The following is a 1,909-nucleotide window of genomic DNA, read 5'->3' as shown; positions in this document are numbered from 1 at the left end:
AGGTTAATTAAGTATGCAATAGAACATGGATGGGATTTTCGCAATGAGAAGAAAACGGCGAAAATCGAACAAGGTGATTTTCTTATAGATAAATTAGGATTAAGTGTATGACTTCGAATTTCATTGAACTAACGGGACACGATAGTTCAATAATGCAAGGGCTGCCAATTGGTAGCCCTTTGTTCAGATAACGGGCAGCTTTCTTTAATAAGTCACGAATCGTCATGGTAAAATTAGCTCCTGAGGATTGTGATATTTGGAGGTCTATAATCATGAGATTAAGTTGTGAATCAATCATGTTACAACTGCCTGATACAGGGTATATTGACGCAAAGTTAAAGGGGATGTCCTACGACCATCAAAAGACCCTGCAGAATTGTGCACTAAATGTCGGGAAGGGAATTACCTTCTCTGCTATGCTTTGAGTAACGAGGGGAGGCGWTAATCATGGATATGCTGGCGCAACTGAACAAATCTTTAAGCTATATTGAGGAGAATCTTACTGATCGTGTGGACTATCAGGAGGCAGCGAAAATTGCCTGCTGTTCGGAATATCATTTTACACGGATGTTCTCATTCCTTGCAGGCATTACTCTGTCGGAATACATCCGCCGAAGACGCYTAACTTTGGCAGCACTCGAGCTAAGCCACAGTGACATCAAGATCATCGATGCTGCGATGAAATACGGATATACCTCGCCGGATTCCTTTACTAGGGCTTTCCAAATCATGCATGGGATTACTCCCTCGGAAGCCCGGATCCAKGGACAKTCYCTCAAAGCCTTCCCGCGGATGACGTTTCAACTAACTATCAAAGGAGGAAGTGAAATGAACTACCGAATTGAAGACAAAGAGGCTTTTCGCATAGTGGGGATCAAAAAAAGAGTGCCAATAGTATTTCAGGGGGTGAATSCGGAGATTGCATCGATGTTTGAAGGACTTACACCAGAAATGATTGATAAGATTAAGGGMTTTTCGAATGTTCAGCCTTCAGGACTAATCAGTGCTTCCACGAATTTCAGTGAAGGGCGGATGGAGGAGAAAGGAGAGCTTGATCATTACATCGGGGCGGCCACRRCGAATGAAGCACGAGATGGCTTCGCCCAGCTGGAGGTGTCAGCCTCTACATGGGCTGTATTCACGGCCGTTGGCCCTTTTCCGAGTGCGYTTCAAGAGATCTGGGGACGCATTTATTCCGAATGGTTTCCGTCTTCGGAATATGAGCTRAGCGAAGGGCCTGAAATGCTCTGGAATGAGCAGAAAGATGTAGCATCGCAGCAATTTAAAAGCGAAATATGGATACCCATTAAAAAGAAATAAGCAGCGTTTGTCGAAGTAACGGAGAACGATAGTTCAAACAACCAGGGAGCAGACCGCTACGGGCACTGCTCCTTTTCGCATTGAAGTAAAGGGCAGGATAGCGGAATCATTTCGCGAATACCTTAAATATGGAAAGTTCGCGAAGTTAGTAAATAAGACGTTATAGGAAATCAGTGCAAACCAAATAAAAGCAGTATGGAGGAGCGACCGATGATGTTTGAATTCATTACGCACTATTATAATGCTGTACCATTTAGAAGTCTGTCTGCACTTTCAAAAACAGAAGCTATGAAAGTCATGGAAGAACTAKGTGATGATACGCCTATCTTTGAAAGATTCAAAGAACCAGTTCAATATTGGGAGAACCGATTAGAAGCGGAGAATTGGTTGCGAAACGGATTTAAAGAAAAAGGCGGAGYACCYAAAGATAAATATCCATTTTATTCCGTCTTGGGGACAGCAGATTGGATAGAGAGTTACGCTTCGAGTACGGGGTTAGATATAAATTTTCTACGAATTCCGTTATCAATATTTAGTGAAAATGATGTAAGCTTTACATTTCCAGATAGTATGGTTTCATTTTGGATGG

General features: G+C 42.6%; 3 protein-coding genes. All 3 read left to right on the top strand.

The features are described 5' to 3' along the window. Positions 1-272: 272 nt before the first annotated feature. On the top strand, positions 273-425 hold the full coding sequence (locus AC1DOK_RS24405) for a hypothetical protein (RefSeq protein WP_477556879.1): 153 nt from the start codon (positions 273-275) through the stop codon (positions 423-425). A gap of 22 nt (positions 426-447) precedes the next feature. Then, positions 448-1,320 (top strand): AraC family transcriptional regulator, encoded by an 873-nt coding sequence (locus tag AC1DOK_RS24400; protein WP_477556878.1) that lies wholly within the window; start codon positions 448-450, stop codon positions 1,318-1,320. Positions 1,321-1,533: 213 nt separating this feature from the next. Continuing rightward, positions 1,534-1,909 (top strand): hypothetical protein (locus tag AC1DOK_RS24395; protein WP_477556877.1); only part of this gene is annotated, 376 nt, incomplete at its 3' end.

This window comes from Paenibacillus sp. P5_B5 (genome assembly GCF_056400365.1).
The sequence above is the reverse complement of the archived record's forward strand: the minus strand, read 5'-3'. Positions and strand labels throughout refer to the sequence as shown.

Coding starts and splice junctions, on each gene's coding strand:
- AC1DOK_RS24405 (WP_477556879.1), top strand. CDS start 273: ATGAGATTAAGTTGTGAATCAATCATGTTACAACTGCCTGATACAGGG.